The sequence below is a fragment of the Streptococcus mitis genome (assembly GCF_902159415.1).
Taxonomy (GTDB): Bacteria; Bacillota; Bacilli; order Lactobacillales; family Streptococcaceae; genus Streptococcus; species Streptococcus mitis_BG.
The window spans coordinates 602,838-620,962 of sequence record NZ_CABGJU010000001.1 but is presented as its reverse complement, the minus strand read 5'-3'; the positions used below and the strand labels follow the sequence as shown (position 1 = coordinate 620,962).

The window sequence follows — 18,125 nt, the reverse complement described above, 5'->3', positions numbered from 1 at the left end:
GTATTATTATTTGGATCGTCTTTTAAATTGAGATACCAAATATGTGTTAATTTCGGTATTTCATATAAAAGAGATGCTAGTCTTTTATCAATTAGATTATGATTATGAGTATAATACTTTATTTCATTTAAAATTTTTAATAATTATTGATAGTCCTTTACATCGAATTCAAGATCCATTCTGACCTTATAAATAAAATTATTATTTTCAAGTTTTTCTAGTAATTCTTTCATGGTAACCACCTTTAAGTTATACAAAGCCAAGGATTGCTTCTGCTGGAATAGTTTATTTATTTTTAAAATAGTTAAGCGTTCACTCCAATAGAAATAGATAATACATCTTCCTCATTGTCGAGTAGAGATATATCGATAACTTTATCTATTTTGTTACTAAATAATTTTAAACAATAAAAATTAGGTTTGTTTATTAATTCTAGCCAATTGCTAATATTTTTTATTTTGATAATAAACAAAGGGAATACTTCTATTGGTATTTCAGCCGAATCATTTATTCCTCCATAAAAGTATACATAAGCAATATCATTTTCCTCTGGTGCAAAAAAATTTAATATTTCATTTTTTATCGATAAACTAGAATTCTCTTTTGATAATTCTATATTTCTATAGGGGGTAAAAGTACGATTTATTATGTCACATGAGAGTGGATATGGAATAATTTTTTCAGAATCTGAAATTAAACTATTTAAAAAATGAATTTCTTTCATTTTTTTGATTAAATGATTCTGTTTTAAAGTAAAGATTTTATCTTCTAAAGTTGTCATGATCCTATTTCCTATGTTGTACGGTTGCATTATCTTTGTAGGACTTCCAAGAAAATATACCATTCCCATTATTTCTTTTTTGAATAAGAATTCTATCCATTTTGGCAGTAGCTACATGTAAGTGTGGACAAGGATATTTTGCAATCGGAAGGGTTGGTGCGCGGCATCCCGATTTGGTCGTAGTGGAAGTAGTGGGTTTGTTGGTGGCTTTCTCCTGTTGGGGATGGGTCGTCTGAAAGCTGGGTGAGTGAGGGTTTAGGGGTTCATAAAACCTTAATGTATGCGTTAGGAGGAGGCTAATTCTATTTACGCTTGTTTTAAATATCCTCCTTTTTTAATAAAAATATCCTAAAAATTTCATGGCCAAAACCGTCATCAAATTTAGAGTAAACAATGTTAAAAATGTCTTTATAATTAAAATCAGATGAATTTTCATGTAACCATGAGAAATTTTCTAAATTTAAGACTGGATAATTTTTAAATGTATTTTCATATTTCGATCTATAAATACAGATGTTAGGTATATAAAAACTATATAGATTATGTAATTCAGAACTTATATCCGGGTATGTTATACATATTGATAAATCGTTATCTATCAAAATATCTTTTGCCATTAAATTTATATTATTAATGTAAAATATTGCAGTATTTAAAAAGAACAAATTCAACTGTTTTGGGGATAGCATTTTCAAAAATGGTTTTTCTCTTCCAGTTCTAGTAATCAAAGGAATTTCCTCAAATTCAACAGGATGCTTAAGTAATTTAATTATTTCATCATACTGATATGATTTTTCAGTTTTTGCTAACTTTGTTAATAGTTTTAAGTATTCCATTATGTTTTCCATCCTTGGCAAAATAAGAAATCTCTATCATCTTTGAAGAATGGGAGGATTCTTCGATGCTTATCGTGAATAGTTCCATCTAGATTTAGTGCCGCATCATTATAAACTCGCTCATCCTTTTTCAAACGACCCCAAGCGGTGTATTCACCGTACCATAAGAGATTGCCGTGGATGTCGGTCATCTCGCGCGGTATACCGACTTGGTAGCAGTGAAAGTAGTGGGTTTTCTGGCAGTTCCCGCTTAAATCATGCGGGAATGACATTCCTGAAACTTCTCCATCTTTCAGAAAACCTTTGCCTATCCTTCTTTTCAAGGCGTCGTAGGTGTAGGCCCAAGTCTCTTTGCTGCCGTTTTTTTAAAGATTTGGGCTTTAACTAATTTGTTGAGGCTCGTCTCAATCTACAGCTTGCTAATTATTGATAATAGATTTTTTAGCTATATGTATTAGATCTTTATAATTCTCCATAAAAGGTTCTTCTAATGTGGATTCTAATAAGCATTCTAAGTCATATAGTATTCTTTGCTCAGCTTCATCAATAATTTCATTATTTTCAACGAACTTAACAAGCCATTCAAAAAAAACTAAGACTTCATGGTTGTTTAATTTAATAATATAGTCGTTAGACTCTTTTTTAATTTTCATAATATTATAATGCTCCTCGAGAAACTACATATTGTAACTGACTGGTAACGAGATTGTTAAAGAACCCATATTTCAGACGACCTTAAAGAGGATAGTGAGGTCGTCTGAAAAACAGAAGCTACGTTCATACCGCACATGCACTACGTCAGGATTGGAGGTTTCGTACTGGCTACGACTTGCTTTGAAATCTGTTTTTGAACGTAATGAACTTTTCATATGAATTCAATTGCTCAGCAGAATAATTTTCCATAATTTCAGCATTATCACTATCTACAATAGAAACAAAAAATATGACATTCTTTGTTTTTTTCTTATCTATATTTTCTATTGCTTTTTTAAATCCTTCTATAATTGAATCATATACTTCCGCCTGATATTGCTCAAAATTACCTTCTGATATTAATGTATTTGCATCATTAAGAATATTTTGAATCTCATTATTGAATACACTATCTATTTTCTCAGGAACCTCTCCAAGTCCTATTGCAAATTGAGGGTAATACCATTTAATAAAAGGCTGATCTTCTTTTGGGTAGTTTACTTTTTCTATTTCGTAGTGAGAAATAGTGTTAGCAGCCCAACCTAGATATGAGCAATAGTCATCAATATATAATGAGTAAGCAAAAACATCATTAGAATTATTTCTCTCTAATACATAGTTAAATGTCTCTGTAACTCCTTTATATACATTCTGAATTAAATCTTGAATTATAGAATTACTTAAAATATTCATTTTGATTTTCCTTTCATAGAAATTTTGATATCAATCATTCTCTATTAACATTAATGTTTTTAACATCATAGTTTAATGGGATATTATATTTATTTGCTATGCCTCTTGAACGAACAAATGTTGCGTTCATACTAGGAGAGTGTTCAAATGATCCTTTAAAAATAATATGGTGGCCATGTGCATTAATAATATGAGGTTTCTGAGTTACTCCATGATTTTTTGGAATATTCATCCAATACAATCCTAAAGGATCTATCCAATTATTTGCATTAGGTGCTAAGTGATATAGGTTATCTCCACCCAACAACCCAAGCAGCATATTCACCGTACCACAGGAGATTACCATGAATGTCGGTCATCTCTCTTGGGATACCAATTTGGTCGCAGTGGAAGTAGTGGGTTTGTTGGCGACTTTATCTGTCTTCGTTGATGGAGTTTCGATAGGCGAAACCGCGTGCGTGCGTACCGTAACACCCTGCGTCAGGACTGAAGGTTTTGTGCGGGCTACGGCTTGCTATAACTTACTTACAGAATATTTCATGTTAGAGGAAGAAATTCCATCTTCAAATTATTACTCACAACTAATTCTTTGAATTTATCAGAAAAAGCCCAAATTAAATCATCATTTATATCTTTTGCACAAAACTCGAATCCAGATATATTTTCAAAGAATACAGGTGGATAATCGATAAATTTCTCTCCATCTATTTCATAAAAATTTGATTTTTCCATATTTACCAATTCAGCAGATAATTTAATTTTTCCAAGGAAAAATCTAAATTCATCATTCTTGATTCTAAGTTTAGCTGGAAAAAAATCTAATTCATTTTTTAATGTATCAGCTAATTTATTAATGAAAGTTTCAGAGAACAATAACATCTTAGGAATTGTTTGAATATAATCTGTATTAGAAATATTTTTGGAGGTATATCCACTCTGAGCTATAAAAACTGCTTCACCTGTATAATTGCATTTATTGTAATTAATAAATTCCACAATTTTTCTATCATCCTGCTTTAAGTCCGCATAAGCATCTACATTATCAACAGCAGAGTATATTTGATAAAGAGTCATCATTTTTTTCCTTTTTTCCTTTTACTAGTACTTTTATAAATTGGTGCAGTACAAGTATATTTTTAAAATGTTTATTTAACGAACAAATAGTTCAGACGGCCTCAAAAGTAATATTGAGGCCGTCTGAAAATATAAAATTACTTGTTCGCAGCACGAATTTTTTTCAACCCATTCTCCAAAATAGTAACTTTCTCGGGAGGAGTTCCCCTATCCAAAGCATTCCACCAGTTATTTACTGGTTTAACAAATAATTGAAAACCTTCATCAGTTACATTAGACTTTCTAATAACGATATTTTCTTTAATAGAACCGTCCTCATTAAAAGGATCAATATCAACAAGTAAACCATTCTTTTTAAGAAATGTCATAAGTGCAATAGACATTCTGATAATATCTTCACGATAGTCTTCATCAGAGTTTGCCTCCCAAAATGTCCGAAAATTAAATAATGTCATATCCATGATAATCTCCTATGATAATCGGATAATTTCAAATAATTATTCTTCTTCTAAGACCATACGATTAAAACAGTCATACAAATCTTCTCCGACTAAATACATATTTTGCATCTTTACTTCTTCAGGCATTTGTACACCAAATTCATCCAAATAATCTTCTTCATCCCATTCATTTTCATGATCCCAATAGAAAATTTGCCCAATTCTTTCTCCGTGAGTACATAGACAAATCAAATCACCAAATTCATTACTTGATATTGGTAGAAAATTATCTGGTATTCTATTTTTGTATTTTTCAAGCCTTTCACTAATTTGGGAGTTTTTTTGGTAGTTTATATTTTCACCATAAAAAAAGCCTAAATCACCACCACTCCATTCGATATTACCACCTACAGGAATATCGTCATCAGGATAGCAATATTCAGGCAAATCACTATATGGGGTTAACTTAAATTCTTTTATAAATCCTGTCTCTCCACCAAATAATTCAAGATAATCCAAATAATCTGAAAATTCTTCTTTAGTAATATCTAAAAATTTAGACATTGATTTTCTAGATGTAGGAATCAGTGGTTCAAATGTAAACCTTTGAACTCCACCCATTTTCTCAACCAAACTCTTAATTTTCATTTTCATTACTCCTTTCAGTTATAATTTATCAAATAATCAACATTTCTTCTTAGGTCGTTTATTGTGTATCACACTGGCTGGACCTGTATGGCGAATACCATCTTGTAAAGATTCAGGGATCAATTGAGCCGTATTCCTACTATAATGATGTAAAATCAGATTATTTCATGGAGCGCAATATATAAGGTTGTCTGAAATACAAAACAGTATTCGTGCGTACCGCACATTCCCTGCGTCAGGATTGGAGGTTTTGTGTAGGCTGAGGCTTACTCTACATCGGAATTGGAAGTTTCATTGGCTACAGTTCGATTACACCTCGATAAAACATTCAAAAAAATCAAGGTGATTTTTATCGAATGCAATTAATAACTTGCCTTCAGGGATTTTTTTCCCTGTCATACCTCCTATACAAATTCCGAGATTCTTAAAAAGAATATATTTTTTTCCTTCGATAAATTCTGAATCGATGGCTTTAAGATCTTCGATTGAATTTTTAAATATATCAATATCTCCTAATATGGGATTAGAATCTTTTAAGCAATACCCATAAACCAATTTATTGTTTTCATAAACTAACTCACAAGCATTCCTATATTCCACCTTATTATTCATAATATTATCTTCAACCATTCTTGCTGGTTTTCCATATTTTTCTTGTATTTCCTCAAGAGAAGTACCAAATACAAAATCACCAATTGATTCAAATGGCTTAATTAAGTAGGTCATATTAACCCTTTCCAATATATTTACATTAATAAAATTAGGAACATTTACCAATAATTCTAGGCAATCTTGCTGCCTATTTCCTAGAATTAATCCCTACCGTTTAGTTTCCGAAATCATCCTCCTACATGATTTTATATACGCCTTTTAATCTATCTTCAAAGGCAGCAGTATGATATAAAAACCCTTTCGTGCGCATATTTTTGACGAAATAAGATGAAGGTCATCTGAAAAGCAGAAACTGTGTACCGCACATGCCCTGCGTCAGGATTGGAAATTTTATGTATGCTAAGGCTTACTCTACATATCTCATTAGGTAATTTGAACAAAAACATTACCTTCTGAACAATTTTCATTACAGAAAAAATAATAAAACTCATCTCCAAAATCTTGCTGGAACATATTATCTATCTCTCCTGCATATATTTGAAATTGAAATGACATATTTGATTTCTGAATAGGATCTTGTAGCCAGTATGGTACCTCATCACCAGACTCACTGATTGAAAGTTTTTTGCTAGGTTCGATACAGCTTACTTTTTTTACTTTTGAAGAACGAATATCACTTAAAATTACACAAGAACTTTTATTTGGCTCTGGATTTTTATCGCTCAAATCATATATATGTTGATCATCTTCATGATCGTAAGTAATAAAGATATTGCAATACAAGTTAATATCTAGCTTTTTATTTAATAAATTTGCTGGAAGACCTATAAAGAACAGCATAGGGTTTCCATTATAATCTACAGGCCAACTAACTTCTTTCTCTAAAAGAGCTGGGCCAAACATTCGAAAATCAAATTTATCCGCAAATTCATCTATGATTTTTAATTCACCTAACATTTTAGTAGCTCCTAAAATATAATACCTTAAAGATTTCAAATATCGCTGATTCTGTTTTCTCAGTATTCTAGCTCTTGCTGGACCATACCCAGCCATTCTTATAGCTCCCTGCCAAACATCCATTTGACGTTTACTTGGCATAATTCTACCTTGTTTTACGCCAGATCGTTTACAAACTGAAGTTTTAAATTGATTTTTTGATTTCAGTCCTAAATGTTTTTGTGCAAGCCTTTTCTCATTTTTATGGATAGAATTTGAATTATCCCGGCCTCAGGCTCGTAATAGACCGCATTAGGTTGTAATGTAGCCGGTCTCTTCATCGAAGTATTAGTTTTGCAGTCGAAACTGCTGTTGCAGGCTTCCTGAATGTGTCCGATTTTGTCGTAAACGTAATGGAGGACGCCGTTTCTTTGATTAGCGTTTTGGATCAGGTTGCCATGTCCATTGAGCTCCGTATTTTTCTAGCAAATCAAAGCTAGCTTGAGGTCCCATGCTACCAGCCTTGTAGTCATGAAGGGGAGCACCGTTTTCAGCCCAAAGCTTCTCAATACGGTCAATCAATTTCCATGATGCACTCACTTCATCCCAGTGGCTAAAGTTAGTTGAATCGTTATTCAATACATCGTAGATGAGCTTTTCATATGGGTCTGGTGAAGCCCCTGTTGCAGTTGCATCCGTTCTGTAATCAAGTGAATTAGGTGCAAGCTTGAACTCTTCTCCAACCTCTTTACCATTGAGACTAAGTGAGAATCCTTCTGTTGGTTGGATGTAGATTGTCAAAATATTAGGTGCTAGAGGTTGATCAAAGATTGAGTCCATTTGTTTGAAGACAATATTCACGTGTGTTCCCTTTTCAGTCATTCGTTTACCTGTACGGAAGAAGAATGGAACACCACGGAAGCGATCAGTATCTACAAAGAAGGTGCCTGAGGCGAAGGTTTCTGTCATTGATTCTGGGTTAACATTTGGTTCACTACGGTATGAAATATATTTCATGCCATCAACTTTACCAGAACGATATTGACCACGGATAAAGTGCTCTTTAAGTTCCTCGTCTGTAGGATGGTAAAGGTTCTTGAAGACCTTGATTTTCTCTGCGCGAATGTCATCCTTTGTAAAGCTTGCAGGCTTGTCCATAGCAAGGAGTGACAGAAGCTGAAGTGTGTGGTTTTGAACCATGTCTCGAAGGGCACCAGACTCATCATAGTAGCCTCCACGCTCTTCAACACCTAGACGCTCTGCAAATGTAATCTGAACATTATCGATGTGGTCACGATTCCAAACATTTTCAAAGATCATGTTGGCAAAACGAAGCGCAAAGATACTCTGGATCATCTCTTTTCCAAGATAATGGTCAATTCGATAGATTTGCTCTTCATTAAAAGTTGCTAGGAGATCTTCATTTAGTTTGCTTGCTGTCTTATAGTCAGTACCAAAAGGTTTCTCAACAATCAAGCGTTCAAAACCTTTACCATCAACGATTTGCTCTGACTTGAGATGTTTAGCAATCGTTCCAAAGAACTGAGGTGCCATAGAGAGGAAGAAGAGTTTATTGTGCTCAGTTTGGTATTTTTCACAGAGTTCTGCTTGTAGTTCACGCAAAGCAATGTAGTTATCCGTATCATTGACATCATGACTTTGATAGTAGAAGTGACTAGCGAACTCTTGAGCTTGCTCAGGACTATCTGCTAAATCAAGAATAGAGTCTACAACAACAGATTCAAAATATTCTTTACTCCACGGGCGACGAGCAGTTCCAATTACAGCAAAATGCTCTGAAAGATTGCCTGATTTATAGAGTCTAAAAAGTGAAGGGTAGAGCTTGCGATGAGCCAAGTCTCCACTAGCACCGAAGATTGTAACAATAACTTTTGATGACATCCAGCTACCTAATTTCTATTTTGTTTCCTAGTCAAACTAGGCATGAGGAATCCCTCATTTTCATACCCTCTATTTTATCATAATTTTCTAAAAAATCCAAAAATCCAATATAAGCAACAAAAAAGCTGCAAGGAAAACTTGCAGCTTTTTTAAGCATTGAGGACCTTGTCTAAGAATTCTTTTAGACGAGGGTGTTGTGGGTTATCAAAGATTTGATCAGGTGTACCATCTTCTAAGAATTCACCATCTGCTGTAAAGATAACACGATTGGCAACCTTACGGGCAAATCCCATTTCGTGGGTTACGATGATCATGGTCATACCTTGTTCAGCCAACTCTTTCATAACATTGAGAACATCGCCAACCATCTCAGGGTCAAGGGCAGAAGTTGGCTCGTCAAAGAGCATAATATCAGGGTTCATTGCTAAACCTCGAGCGATAGCCACACGTTGTTTTTGTCCACCGGATAGACTTTCAGGATTGGCATTGGCCTTGTCAGCCAGTCCAACTTTTTCAAGGAGTTCCATACCCAATTTTTCAGCTTCAGCCTTGGTCATCAACTTATGCTCTACAGGAGCAAAAGTGATATTTTCCAATACGGTCATATGTGGAAAGAGATTGAAGTGCTGAAACACCATTCCGATATTTTCACGAACGTGGTCTACATTGGTTGCTTTATCTGTTAAATCATAGCCATTAACTGTAATAGTTCCTTTTGTTCCTTCCTCAAGGAGATTTAAGCTACGCAAGAAAGTTGACTTACCTGAACCAGAAGGTCCAATGATACAAACAACATCTCCTTCATAGAATTTCACTGAAATTCCTTTAAGGACTTTGTTTTTACCATATTGTTTATGTAAGTTATGAACGTCAATTTTTAATTTTGCCATTATTGAATCCTCTTTTCTAAGCGTTTGGCTAATCTAGTTAGAAGAGTGATAATCACAAGATAGAAGACTGCGAGAATTGCATACATTTTGAAACTTTGATAGTTACGTGCAATGATGATTTTACCAGTTTGGAAGAGTTCGACCAAACCGATTGCAGAGACGATTGTTGTGTCTTTTAAGGCGATTACAAATTGGTTGACGAAGTTAGGAAGCATGAGCTTGGTTGCTTGTGGCAAGACAATCTTACGCATGGTTTTTCCATATGAAATACCAAGACTTCGACTGGCTTCCATTTGTCCAACAGGTACTGCCTTAATACCTCCCCGGACAATCTCAGCGATGTAGGCAGCTGAGTTTAGGGAAAGTGCGATAGTACCAGCGACAAAGTCGTTGATTGGACTTTGTTGACCTGTGAGGGATTCGATAAAGTTAGGAATTCCCCAGAAAATAAAAGCAGCGAGAATCATCAATGGAATACCACGGATAACGTCAACAAAGATTTCAGCAATAAGGTGAAGAGGTTTATAAGGACTCACGCTAAACATACCAAAGATAATACCAATAACAATAGCAATGGCAAAGGAAACAAGTGCTAATGCTAGAGTGATTCCAAGTCCGCTGAGAAGTTGTTTGTAGTTGTTTTTCAACAAGCCCCAGATAGTTGTTTCATCAGCGGTTGAACTTGTAGTAGAATCGCTAGCTAGATACTTATCAAGGATTTTTTTGAATTCTCCATTTGCCTTAAGGTTTGCAAGCCCTTTGTTAAACTTCTCTAGCAATTCTGGATTGCTTCCTTTTTTTACTGCAAAAGCAGTTTCACCAATTGGTGTACCTGCGATTGGTGTTTTTAACTTTTGTCCTTGACTGATAGAATATTTAATAACAGGTTCGTCGTCCATAACGGCATCAATTGAACCAGTGTTTAAGCTATCATACATAGATGCAGCATCGGAAAAAGTTTTGATCTTGTAACCGTACTTGCTTTGATTCTCTGTTAGGAAGGTTTGTGAAGCAGTACCATTCTTGACACCCACAGTCTTACCGTTCAAATCTTCATAAGAAGAAATTGTACTTGATTCTTTAACACCAAGAATAGTATTTGCTGTATAGTAAGAATCAGAGAAATCAAACGTTTCTTTACGGGCATCAGTTACAGACATTCCTGCAATGATACCGTCTGCTTGTCCAGATTGGACTGCGTTAATAGCAGCATCAAAACCTGGATTGGTAATCTCGATTTCAAAACCTTGGTCTTCAGCGATTGCCTTGATTAGATCCATATCGATACCAGTGTATTGATTGCTTGAGTCCTGGAAAACAAATGGCGCAAAAGATGAGTCACTGGCGATAACATACTTCGTTTTTTCTGTGTCAGCTTTTACTATTCCTAGTGAAAGAATAGGAAATAAAATTAGCAAACAAGCTAGAATTTTTTTCTTCATGTAATGTCTCCTTTCAAGATATTTTCAAATTATATCAAAAAAGTTAAAGAACGGCAAATATTTTATATTTTAATGTTACAAAATATAACATAGAGCAAAATTAGGTAGTCTGTTGAGAAACAGAAACTCTTTCCTTTTTATGGTAAAATAGAAGAATAGAATATATGTATGGGGCTTTTATGATTAATCGAATTACAGATAATAAATTTAAACTAGTATCAAAATATGAACCTTCAGGAGATCAACCCCAAGCGATTGAGCAGTTGGTTGATAATATCGAAGGTGGAGAAAAGGCACAAATCCTGATGGGAGCGACTGGTACAGGAAAGACCTACACCATGAGTCAAGTCATTGCTCAGGTCAATAAACCAACCCTGGTCATCGCTCATAATAAGACACTGGCTGGTCAGCTTTATGGAGAATTTAAGGAGTTTTTCCCTGAAAATGCTGTTGAGTACTTCGTATCCTACTATGATTATTACCAGCCCGAAGCTTATGTGCCTTCAAGCGATACCTACATCGAAAAAGATAGTTCCGTCAATGATGAGATTGATAAACTTCGTCACTCAGCAACGTCAGCGCTCTTGGAGCGTAATGACGTCATTGTAGTTGCGTCTGTTTCATGTATCTATGGGTTGGGTTCTCCCAAAGAATACTCGGATAGTGTGGTAAGTTTGCGTCCGGGTCTTGAGATTTCTCGTGATAAATTGCTTAATGATTTGGTTGACATTCAGTTTGAACGTAACGACATTGATTTTCAGCGGGGAAGATTCCGTGTCCGTGGGGATGTAGTGGAGATTTTCCCAGCCTCTCGTGATGAGCATGCTTTTCGTGTTGAGTTTTTCGGAGATGAGATTGATCGTATTCGTGAAGTTGAAGCTCTGACAGGTCAAGTTCTTGGTGAAGTGGATCATTTGGCTATTTTCCCAGCGACTCACTTTGTGACTAATGATGACCATATGGAAGTAGCTATTGCCAAGATTGAGGCCGAGTTGGAGGAGCAGTTAGCTATCTTTGAGAAGGAAGGTAAACTGCTGGAAGCTCAACGCTTGAAGCAACGAACAGAGTACGATATTGAGATGCTCCGTGAGATGGGCTATACAAACGGTGTTGAAAACTACTCACGTCATATGGATGGCCGAAGTGAAGGAGAGCCTCCGTACACACTTCTTGATTTCTTCCCTGATGATTTCTTGATTATGATTGATGAGAGCCACATGACCATGGGGCAAATCAAGGGCATGTACAATGGTGACCGTTCTCGGAAGGAAATGTTGGTGAATTATGGTTTCCGTCTACCGTCTGCCCTAGACAATCGTCCCCTTCGTCGTGAAGAGTTTGAAAGTCATGTTCATCAGATTGTCTACGTTTCAGCGACACCTGGTGATTATGAACACGAGCAGACTGACACCGTTATTGAGCAAATCATTCGTCCGACTGGTCTTTTGGATCCAGAAGTTGAAGTCCGCCCAACCATGGGACAGATTGATGATCTCTTAGGTGAAATCAATGCCCGTGTTGAAAAGAACCAACGTACCTTTATTACAACCTTGACTAAGAAAATGGCTGAAGACTTGACCGACTACTTCAAAGAAATGGGAATCAAGGTCAAATACATGCACTCGGATATCAAGACCTTAGAGCGGACAGAGATTATCCGTGACCTGCGCTTAGGAGTCTTTGATGTCTTGGTTGGGATTAACCTCCTTCGTGAAGGAATTGACGTGCCAGAAGTTAGTCTAGTTGCTATTCTCGATGCTGACAAGGAAGGCTTCCTCCGTAATGAACGGGGTCTTATCCAGACCATTGGTCGTGCTGCCCGTAATAGCGAGGGGCATGTCATCATGTATGCTGATACTATGACGCAGTCTATGCAACGTGCCATAGATGAGACGGCTCGCCGCCGTAAAATCCAGATGGCTTACAATGAAGAGCACGGTATTATTCCACAAACTATTAAGAAGGAAATCCGCGACCTGATTTCTGTCACCAAGGCAGTTGCCAAGGAAGAAGACAAGGAAGTCGATATCAATAGTCTCAATAAACAAGAACGTAAAGAACTGGTCAAGAAACTGGAAAAACAAATGCAAGAAGCCGTCGAAGTGCTTGACTTTGAACTCGCTGCCCAGATTCGTGATATGATGTTGGAAGTCAAGGCTTTGGATTAGAAAGGAGAGAGCTTATGAAAATTTTAGTCATCAATGGGCATCCGGATAAGGAAAGTTACTGTCAGGCTATTTTTCAAACCATTGTAGAAAATATTGACTCAGGTCGCCATGAACTTGAAGTTATCAACCTTAATGAAGAGGACTTTGATCCTGTTTTACGTTATGGCTATCGAAAACGTATGGAAGAAGATTCTTTTATCCTTCGTTCCCAAGAATTAATCCAGTGGGCAGAACATTTCATCTTTGTTTATCCCATCTGGTGGAGTAGTATGCCTAGCCTTATGAAGGGCTGGATCGATAGGGTCTTTACACCGGAGATTGCCTACTCGGCCAATGACCAAGGAAGCTTCATCTGGAATTACCTTAGAGGCAAGCAATTTAAGAAGTTGCTTAAAGGCAAAACAGCTAGTATCTATGCGACCTCCATGGCGCCTACTTGGTGGTACAAGATATTTTCAGGCCCTCTCAATATTCCTGATAGTTATGGTATCTCTGTTTTGAAAAATGCCGTCTTGAACCACTGTGGGATTAAAACCAAGCGCGTCTGCATTTTGGGTGAAGTCGGCCGGGATGTGAATACAGCAAGTATGCGTGAAGAGCATCTCCAAAAAGTAGCAGAAGAAGTTAAAAAACTACCATGAAACAAGATAATAAAAAAGAGAAAAAATCAAAAAAACACTATATGCCAAATCGAAAAATTAGTTGGCTAGATAAAGTAAAATTGTGGTTGTTACAGCATTCAAAAATAGCTTTTTTATTAGATAGTAGTATATTTTTTTTATCAGCTTTTGGGGTATTCTATTTGTTGTTTGGAACAACTCTTATTCCAAAAACCTATCAAAACTTCAATTATGTCTTTCCGCTCTTTCTGAATCTTATATTCTTAGTGAACATGCTTTATCAAGGTGTTTTTAGAGATAATTTCGATGGAATGCTGACAATACAAGATTTTGCAGATCCATTCTTGTACCTAAATGGAGTAGGTTTGTTGTTTCACTCATTTTTCGGAATAATGGGTAGAAATAGAAAGACTATTCCTCCCTTGCTAACCTTAGATCACCGCTATATTTGGTTTCCAATTCTTACTTATATAACCTTCTTCTTAGTGGCTGGTTTGATTATTTTAATATCCAAGCATATTGATAAGAAAAAGGGAAAAGAAGAAAATAGGGAAAATTCACTCGAATGAAAAAGAATAAAAGAAATTCAAATACAAAAAAGAATCTCTCAATGAAAGAAAGTTTTCATCTTTGGCTAGATTCTCATAAATTTTTAGGATTCTTCTTGATCCTCGGTCTTATCCTAGCAATAGGACTAAGTTTGAATCTAATTTTTGAAAGTCTTCCTATTCCTTTACCATACAGAGAAATCAACTATAGTTTTCCGCTATATATAAATCTTTTTTGTCTGGTATATCGATTATTTGACTATTGGTTCTTAGATTTGTCTGGGACAAGGATGACAATAAAAAGATTTGCAGATTTATTTATCTATCTTAATAGTATCGGTTTAATAGTCCATCTCTTTATTGGAATTAGCGGAAAAAACAGTAAAGGTATTTTGCCTTCTCTCTTATCCCTAGACCACCGCTACATCTGGTTTCCAATCCTTACTTATATAACCTTCTTCCTAGTGGCTACTTTGATCATTTTGATTTCCAAATATGTTAAAAAGAAAAGGAGTTAATCATGCTAAAACATCTAACTATATTTAGGATTCTTTACCTTATGTTTCTTGTATTTGTCCTGATTCATTTTATCTTAGGCTTGTTTGGTTTTGCTTTTACACCTATTGTGTGGAACATCTGGTTATTTAGTCTTTGCCTTACTTTATTTATTCATCCATGGACTATCTTCTATAAAACTAGAATCTTTCAATGGCATCATCTAATTTTTCAGACTCTCAGTGGCTTTTTCGCTCTTTTAATCTGGTTAGTGATATTCTTTTTCCTATCTTTTATTCCAGACTCATCCATGCCTATCAGTATAGACTATCAAGTCAATAGTAAAGACAAAGAGATAAGGATTAATAGGGGTTCTTTTCTTGATGATACTCGTGAATATCACGACTTGATTAATCCTTTGATTATGAAGTCTAAAGTTAAGTACATGATAGAAAATAACCCTTAGAAAGTGAATCCTATGTCTCGAGCACAATTAACGATTTTAACAAATATATGTTTGATTGAAGACCTTGAAAAGCAGCGCGTGGTTATGCAGTATCGTTCGCCCGAAACCAACCACTGGTCTGGTTATGCTTTCCCAGGAGGTCATATTGAAGATGGAGAGGCCTTTGCAGAGTCTGTTATTCGTGAAATCTATGAAGAAACAGGTCTAACTATCAGAAATCCTCAACTAGTTGGTATTAAAAATTGGCCACTGGATACAGGTGAGCGTTATATTGTCTTTTGTTATAAGGCTACTGAGTTCTCTGGTACCCTTCGTTCTTCAGACGAAGGAGAAGTTTCCTGGGTACAAAAAGACCAGATTCCAAATTTGGATCTGGCCTATGATATGTTATCTTTGATGGAGATGATGGAAGCTCCAGATAAGTCAGAATTTTTCTATCGTCATCGTACAGAAGATGGATGGGAAAAGAAAATATTCTAATCCTTTACTAAATAACCTAACTTGTCCAAGGCCTTCTCGATATAGAGGAGGTCTTGTTCGTTTTCAGCTTCGACTAGGTGATAATGGACGCCATCTGTTAATTCAGAAAGTGCTCTAAAGTCAGACCGTTCGACTTGCTCTAAAAAATGCTGAACGTCACGGCGACAAGAGAGTTTGAGCAAGGTTTCAATTTCCCCGTAGACAGGATGATCAATCAAGGTATTCTGAACACGTCCCCCATTATCGACGATAGCTAGAAGTTCTTGACCAATTTCTTCCATCTCGTGCTTTACTTTAAACAGCTTGTGAACATAAGGATTGGTTTTGCTTTCTTTATAAATATAGCCACGGTTGGTTGATAAGATAGGAGCACCGTCTGCACGAAGAACTGCAATGTCCTGAACGATAATCTGGCGAGTGACATGAAAATGTTCTGCTAAGCTTTTTCCGTTTATAGGTTTTTGAGCTTTTTCTAAGAGTTGTAGAAGTGCTTCTTTTCGATTTTTTGTCATATTCTTCTTTCTTAACCCTTAACGGCGTTTTTTCAATGCTTTATAAACAGCTAATGCTAAGTAATAGTCTACCATACTATGAATAATTGTACCGATACCAACCAGTACAAATAAGACATAGAACATATTTTCTACATTTGTTCCAGTTCCCGCATAAAAGATAATACAAGCAAAAACTTCTGCGATGGCATGAACCAAACCTAGTATAAAGTTAAAAATTAAAGAGGATTTTGGATTATCTAAGGTTTGAGGATGTTTTTGCAAATAGAAGGCTCCTAAAGTTCCGAAAAAGATATGGGAGAAAGCTCGAAGTACAATGACAATTGGATAACCAGCCATGAGGAATCCTAGGCTAGAAGCTATAACGACAAAGATTGTCATCCAAGGAGAAAGGAACATAGCAATAAAGATTGCAACGTGGCTTCCTAGAGTGTAAGAAGCGGGTGGAATAACAATCTTGAAGGGCATTATTAAGGGGATGAGGATTGCGATTGCAGTCAGCAGTGCTGTCAAAGTCATAAATTGTGTTTTCTTATGTGTATTCATAATAACTCCTTTTTAAGTGTATATACAGTTGTATAGTACAATAAATAAACAGACATGTCAAGTATAAAAACTCTTGTCACATGTACATTTCAATCTAAAATAAAAAAGAAATTTTTTTTTAAAAAACAGGAGAAAACTCTTGCTTTATATTCTCAAGTATGTTAAACTAATAAACGGTTTGAAAAAACTGCCTAAGACAGTAGGGGAGCAAGACTCATAAATATCCTACCGAGGACAAAACGTATCATGTAAAAAGAAGCGTATTGTACTTTCGTGTCTAGGTTTGGGCGCGTTTTTCTTTTGGAAAAATTCCCCAAGCAAAATAATTACGGAGGTGAACACACTAATGAGTGAAGCAATTATTGCTAAGAAAGCGGAACTAGTTGACGTAGTGGCTGAGAAAATGAAAGCTGCTGCATCTATCGTCGTTGTAGACGCTCGTGGTTTGACAGTTGAGCAAGATACAGTTCTTCGTCGTGAGCTTCGTGGAAGCGAAGTTGAGTATAAAGTTATTAAAAACTCAATCTTACGTCGTGCGGCTGAACAAGCTGGACTTGAAGATCTTGCATCTGTTTTTGTTGGACCATCTGCAGTAGCATTTTCTAACGAAGATGTTATCGCACCAGCGAAAATCTTGAACGACTTTGCTAAAAACGCTGAAGCACTTGAAATCAAGGGTGGTGCAATCGAAGGCGCTGTCGCATCAAAAGAAGAAATCGTTGCTCTTGCAACTCTTCCAAACCGCGAAGGACTTCTTTCTATGCTCCTTTCTGTACTTCAAGCGCCAGTGCGCAACGTTGCTCTTGCAGTCAAAGCGGTTGCAGACAACAAAGAAGACGCAGCTTAATTATAAGCTACGCAGCGTAGCCTAGCTACAAAAAAATAACAAAATTAAATTTAAACTTATTTGGAGGAAATAACAATGGCATTGAACATTGAAAACATTATTGCTGAAATTAAAGAAGCTTCAATCCTTGAATTGAACGACCTTGTAAAAGCTATCGAAGAAGAATTTGGTGTAACTGCAGCTGCTCCTGTAGCTGTTGCTGCAGCTGGTGCTGCTGACGCTGGTGCTGCTAAAGACTCATTTGACGTTGAATTGACAGCTGCTGGTGACAAGAAAGTCGGCGTTATCAAAGTTGTACGTGAAATCACTGGTCTTGGACTTAAAGAAGCTAAAGAACTTGTTGATGGTGCACCAGGTGTCATCAAAGAAGGCGTTCCAACTGCAGAAGCTGAAGAAATCAAAGCTAAATTGGAAGAAGCTGGAGCTTCAGTTACTCTTAAATAATAGAGCGACTACATTTGTAGCTTAAAAACATAATTAAACCGCTAGTCTTATG

25 protein-coding genes and 1 other annotated feature are annotated in these 18,125 nt (G+C 36.0%); of the genes, 8 read left to right on the top strand and 17 right to left on the bottom strand.

Going from position 1 to position 18,125, the window contains the following annotated elements; genetic code table 11:
- Positions 1–304 precede the first annotated feature (304 nt).
- From FN031_RS03195 to FN031_RS03125, 15 genes are all read right to left on the bottom strand, one after another.
- A complete protein-coding gene (locus FN031_RS03195) occupies positions 305–781 on the bottom strand; it encodes a hypothetical protein (RefSeq protein ID WP_142557529.1) in 477 nt (158 codons plus the stop codon).
- A gap of 317 nt (positions 782–1,098) precedes the next feature.
- A complete protein-coding gene (locus FN031_RS03190) occupies positions 1,099–1,617 on the bottom strand; it encodes an Imm15 family immunity protein (protein ID WP_142557527.1) in 519 nt (172 codons plus the stop codon).
- Positions 1,617–1,889, bottom strand: coding sequence for an RHS domain-containing protein (locus tag FN031_RS09135; protein WP_260604684.1), 273 nt, complete (start codon positions 1,887–1,889; stop codon positions 1,617–1,619). The genes FN031_RS03190 and FN031_RS09135 overlap by 1 nt, the downstream gene beginning before the upstream one ends.
- Before the next feature lie 147 nt (positions 1,890–2,036).
- Positions 2,037–2,270, bottom strand: coding sequence for a hypothetical protein (locus FN031_RS03180; RefSeq protein WP_142557525.1), 234 nt, complete (start codon positions 2,268–2,270; stop codon positions 2,037–2,039).
- Between the two features lie 169 nt (positions 2,271–2,439).
- Positions 2,440–3,003, bottom strand: a complete 564-nt coding sequence (locus tag FN031_RS03175) for a DUF4303 domain-containing protein (protein WP_142557523.1) — start codon at positions 3,001–3,003, stop codon at positions 2,440–2,442.
- A gap of 34 nt (positions 3,004–3,037) precedes the next feature.
- A complete protein-coding gene (locus FN031_RS03170; protein WP_185928434.1) occupies positions 3,038–3,322 on the bottom strand; it encodes a hypothetical protein in 285 nt (94 codons plus the stop codon).
- The gene (locus tag FN031_RS09130; RefSeq protein WP_260604698.1) at positions 3,294–3,362 is read right to left on the bottom strand and encodes a hypothetical protein; all 69 of its coding nucleotides are present in this window, start codon (positions 3,360–3,362) and stop codon (positions 3,294–3,296) included. The genes FN031_RS03170 and FN031_RS09130 overlap by 29 nt, the downstream gene beginning before the upstream one ends.
- Before the next feature lie 178 nt (positions 3,363–3,540).
- Positions 3,541–4,077, bottom strand: a complete 537-nt coding sequence (locus FN031_RS03160) for a hypothetical protein (protein ID WP_142557519.1) — start codon at positions 4,075–4,077, stop codon at positions 3,541–3,543.
- 137 nt (positions 4,078–4,214) lie between these two features.
- The gene (locus FN031_RS03155) at positions 4,215–4,538 is read right to left on the bottom strand and encodes a DNA polymerase III (RefSeq protein ID WP_142557517.1); all 324 of its coding nucleotides are present in this window, start codon (positions 4,536–4,538) and stop codon (positions 4,215–4,217) included.
- 36 nt (positions 4,539–4,574) lie between these two features.
- Positions 4,575–5,165, bottom strand: a complete 591-nt coding sequence (locus tag FN031_RS03150; protein ID WP_142557515.1) for an SMI1/KNR4 family protein — start codon at positions 5,163–5,165, stop codon at positions 4,575–4,577.
- Between the two features lie 309 nt (positions 5,166–5,474).
- Entirely contained in the window at positions 5,475–5,891 is a 417-nt protein-coding gene (locus tag FN031_RS03145; RefSeq protein ID WP_142557513.1) for a CTP synthase, read from the bottom strand.
- A gap of 309 nt (positions 5,892–6,200) precedes the next feature.
- Entirely contained in the window at positions 6,201–6,875 is a 675-nt protein-coding gene (locus FN031_RS09000; RefSeq protein ID WP_185928433.1) for a hypothetical protein, read from the bottom strand.
- Positions 6,876–7,148: 273 nt separating this feature from the next.
- Complete coding sequence (gene zwf, locus FN031_RS03135; protein ID WP_142557511.1) at positions 7,149–8,615, bottom strand: glucose-6-phosphate dehydrogenase; 1,467 nt, start codon at positions 8,613–8,615, stop codon at positions 7,149–7,151.
- Positions 8,616–8,764: 149 nt separating this feature from the next.
- Positions 8,765–9,505, bottom strand: coding sequence for an amino acid ABC transporter ATP-binding protein (locus FN031_RS03130; RefSeq protein ID WP_142557509.1), 741 nt, complete (start codon positions 9,503–9,505; stop codon positions 8,765–8,767).
- Entirely contained in the window at positions 9,505–10,947 is a 1,443-nt protein-coding gene (locus tag FN031_RS03125) for an amino acid ABC transporter substrate-binding protein/permease (RefSeq protein ID WP_142557507.1), read from the bottom strand. Before FN031_RS03125 ends, FN031_RS03130 begins: the two co-directional genes overlap by 1 nt.
- A gap of 179 nt (positions 10,948–11,126) precedes the next feature.
- Here FN031_RS03125 and uvrB point away from each other — a divergent pair, with 179 nt between their 5' ends.
- From uvrB to FN031_RS03095, 6 genes are read left to right on the top strand one after another with little or no spacing between them, the layout of a single operon-like run.
- Positions 11,127–13,115: an excinuclease ABC subunit UvrB gene (gene uvrB, locus FN031_RS03120; protein WP_142557505.1), complete on the top strand. Its 1,989-nt coding sequence runs from the start codon at positions 11,127–11,129 to the stop codon at positions 13,113–13,115.
- 14 nt (positions 13,116–13,129) lie between these two features.
- Positions 13,130–13,756 (top strand): NAD(P)H-dependent oxidoreductase, encoded by a 627-nt coding sequence (locus FN031_RS03115; protein ID WP_142557503.1) that lies wholly within the window; start codon positions 13,130–13,132, stop codon positions 13,754–13,756.
- Entirely contained in the window at positions 13,753–14,304 is a 552-nt protein-coding gene (locus tag FN031_RS03110; protein WP_142557501.1) for a hypothetical protein, read from the top strand. Before FN031_RS03115 ends, FN031_RS03110 begins: the two co-directional genes overlap by 4 nt.
- On the top strand, positions 14,301–14,801 hold the full coding sequence (locus FN031_RS09125; protein ID WP_260604683.1) for a hypothetical protein: 501 nt from the start codon (positions 14,301–14,303) through the stop codon (positions 14,799–14,801). Before FN031_RS03110 ends, FN031_RS09125 begins: the two co-directional genes overlap by 4 nt.
- Positions 14,802–14,803: 2 nt before the next feature.
- Positions 14,804–15,244: a hypothetical protein gene (locus FN031_RS09120; protein ID WP_142557499.1), complete on the top strand. Its 441-nt coding sequence runs from the start codon at positions 14,804–14,806 to the stop codon at positions 15,242–15,244.
- Positions 15,245–15,256: 12 nt separating this feature from the next.
- A complete protein-coding gene (locus FN031_RS03095; protein WP_142557497.1) occupies positions 15,257–15,724 on the top strand; it encodes an 8-oxo-dGTP diphosphatase in 468 nt (155 codons plus the stop codon).
- Here FN031_RS03095 and FN031_RS03090 read toward each other — a convergent pair.
- Positions 15,721–16,236 (bottom strand): transcription repressor NadR, encoded by a 516-nt coding sequence (locus tag FN031_RS03090; RefSeq protein WP_142557495.1) that lies wholly within the window; start codon positions 16,234–16,236, stop codon positions 15,721–15,723. The genes FN031_RS03095 and FN031_RS03090 overlap by 4 nt on opposite strands.
- An 18-nt stretch (positions 16,237–16,254) precedes the next feature.
- On the bottom strand, positions 16,255–16,782 hold the full coding sequence (locus FN031_RS03085) for an ECF transporter S component (protein WP_142557493.1): 528 nt from the start codon (positions 16,780–16,782) through the stop codon (positions 16,255–16,257).
- A 172-nt stretch (positions 16,783–16,954) separates the two neighbouring features.
- Positions 16,955–17,090 (top strand) — a sequence feature (ribosomal protein L10 leader region).
- Between the two features lie 38 nt (positions 17,091–17,128).
- Between FN031_RS03085 and rplJ the strand changes: the two genes are divergently transcribed.
- Both rplJ and rplL read left to right on the top strand, forming a co-directional pair.
- Positions 17,129–17,629 (top strand): 50S ribosomal protein L10, encoded by a 501-nt coding sequence (gene rplJ, locus FN031_RS03075; protein WP_075567401.1) that lies wholly within the window; start codon positions 17,129–17,131, stop codon positions 17,627–17,629.
- A 75-nt stretch (positions 17,630–17,704) separates the two neighbouring features.
- Positions 17,705–18,073 carry a 50S ribosomal protein L7/L12 gene (rplL, locus tag FN031_RS03070; protein ID WP_001196964.1) on the top strand — a complete coding sequence of 123 codons (369 nt, stop codon included), beginning with the start codon at positions 17,705–17,707 and terminating at the stop codon, positions 18,071–18,073.
- The last annotated feature ends 52 nt before the right edge of the window (positions 18,074–18,125 follow it).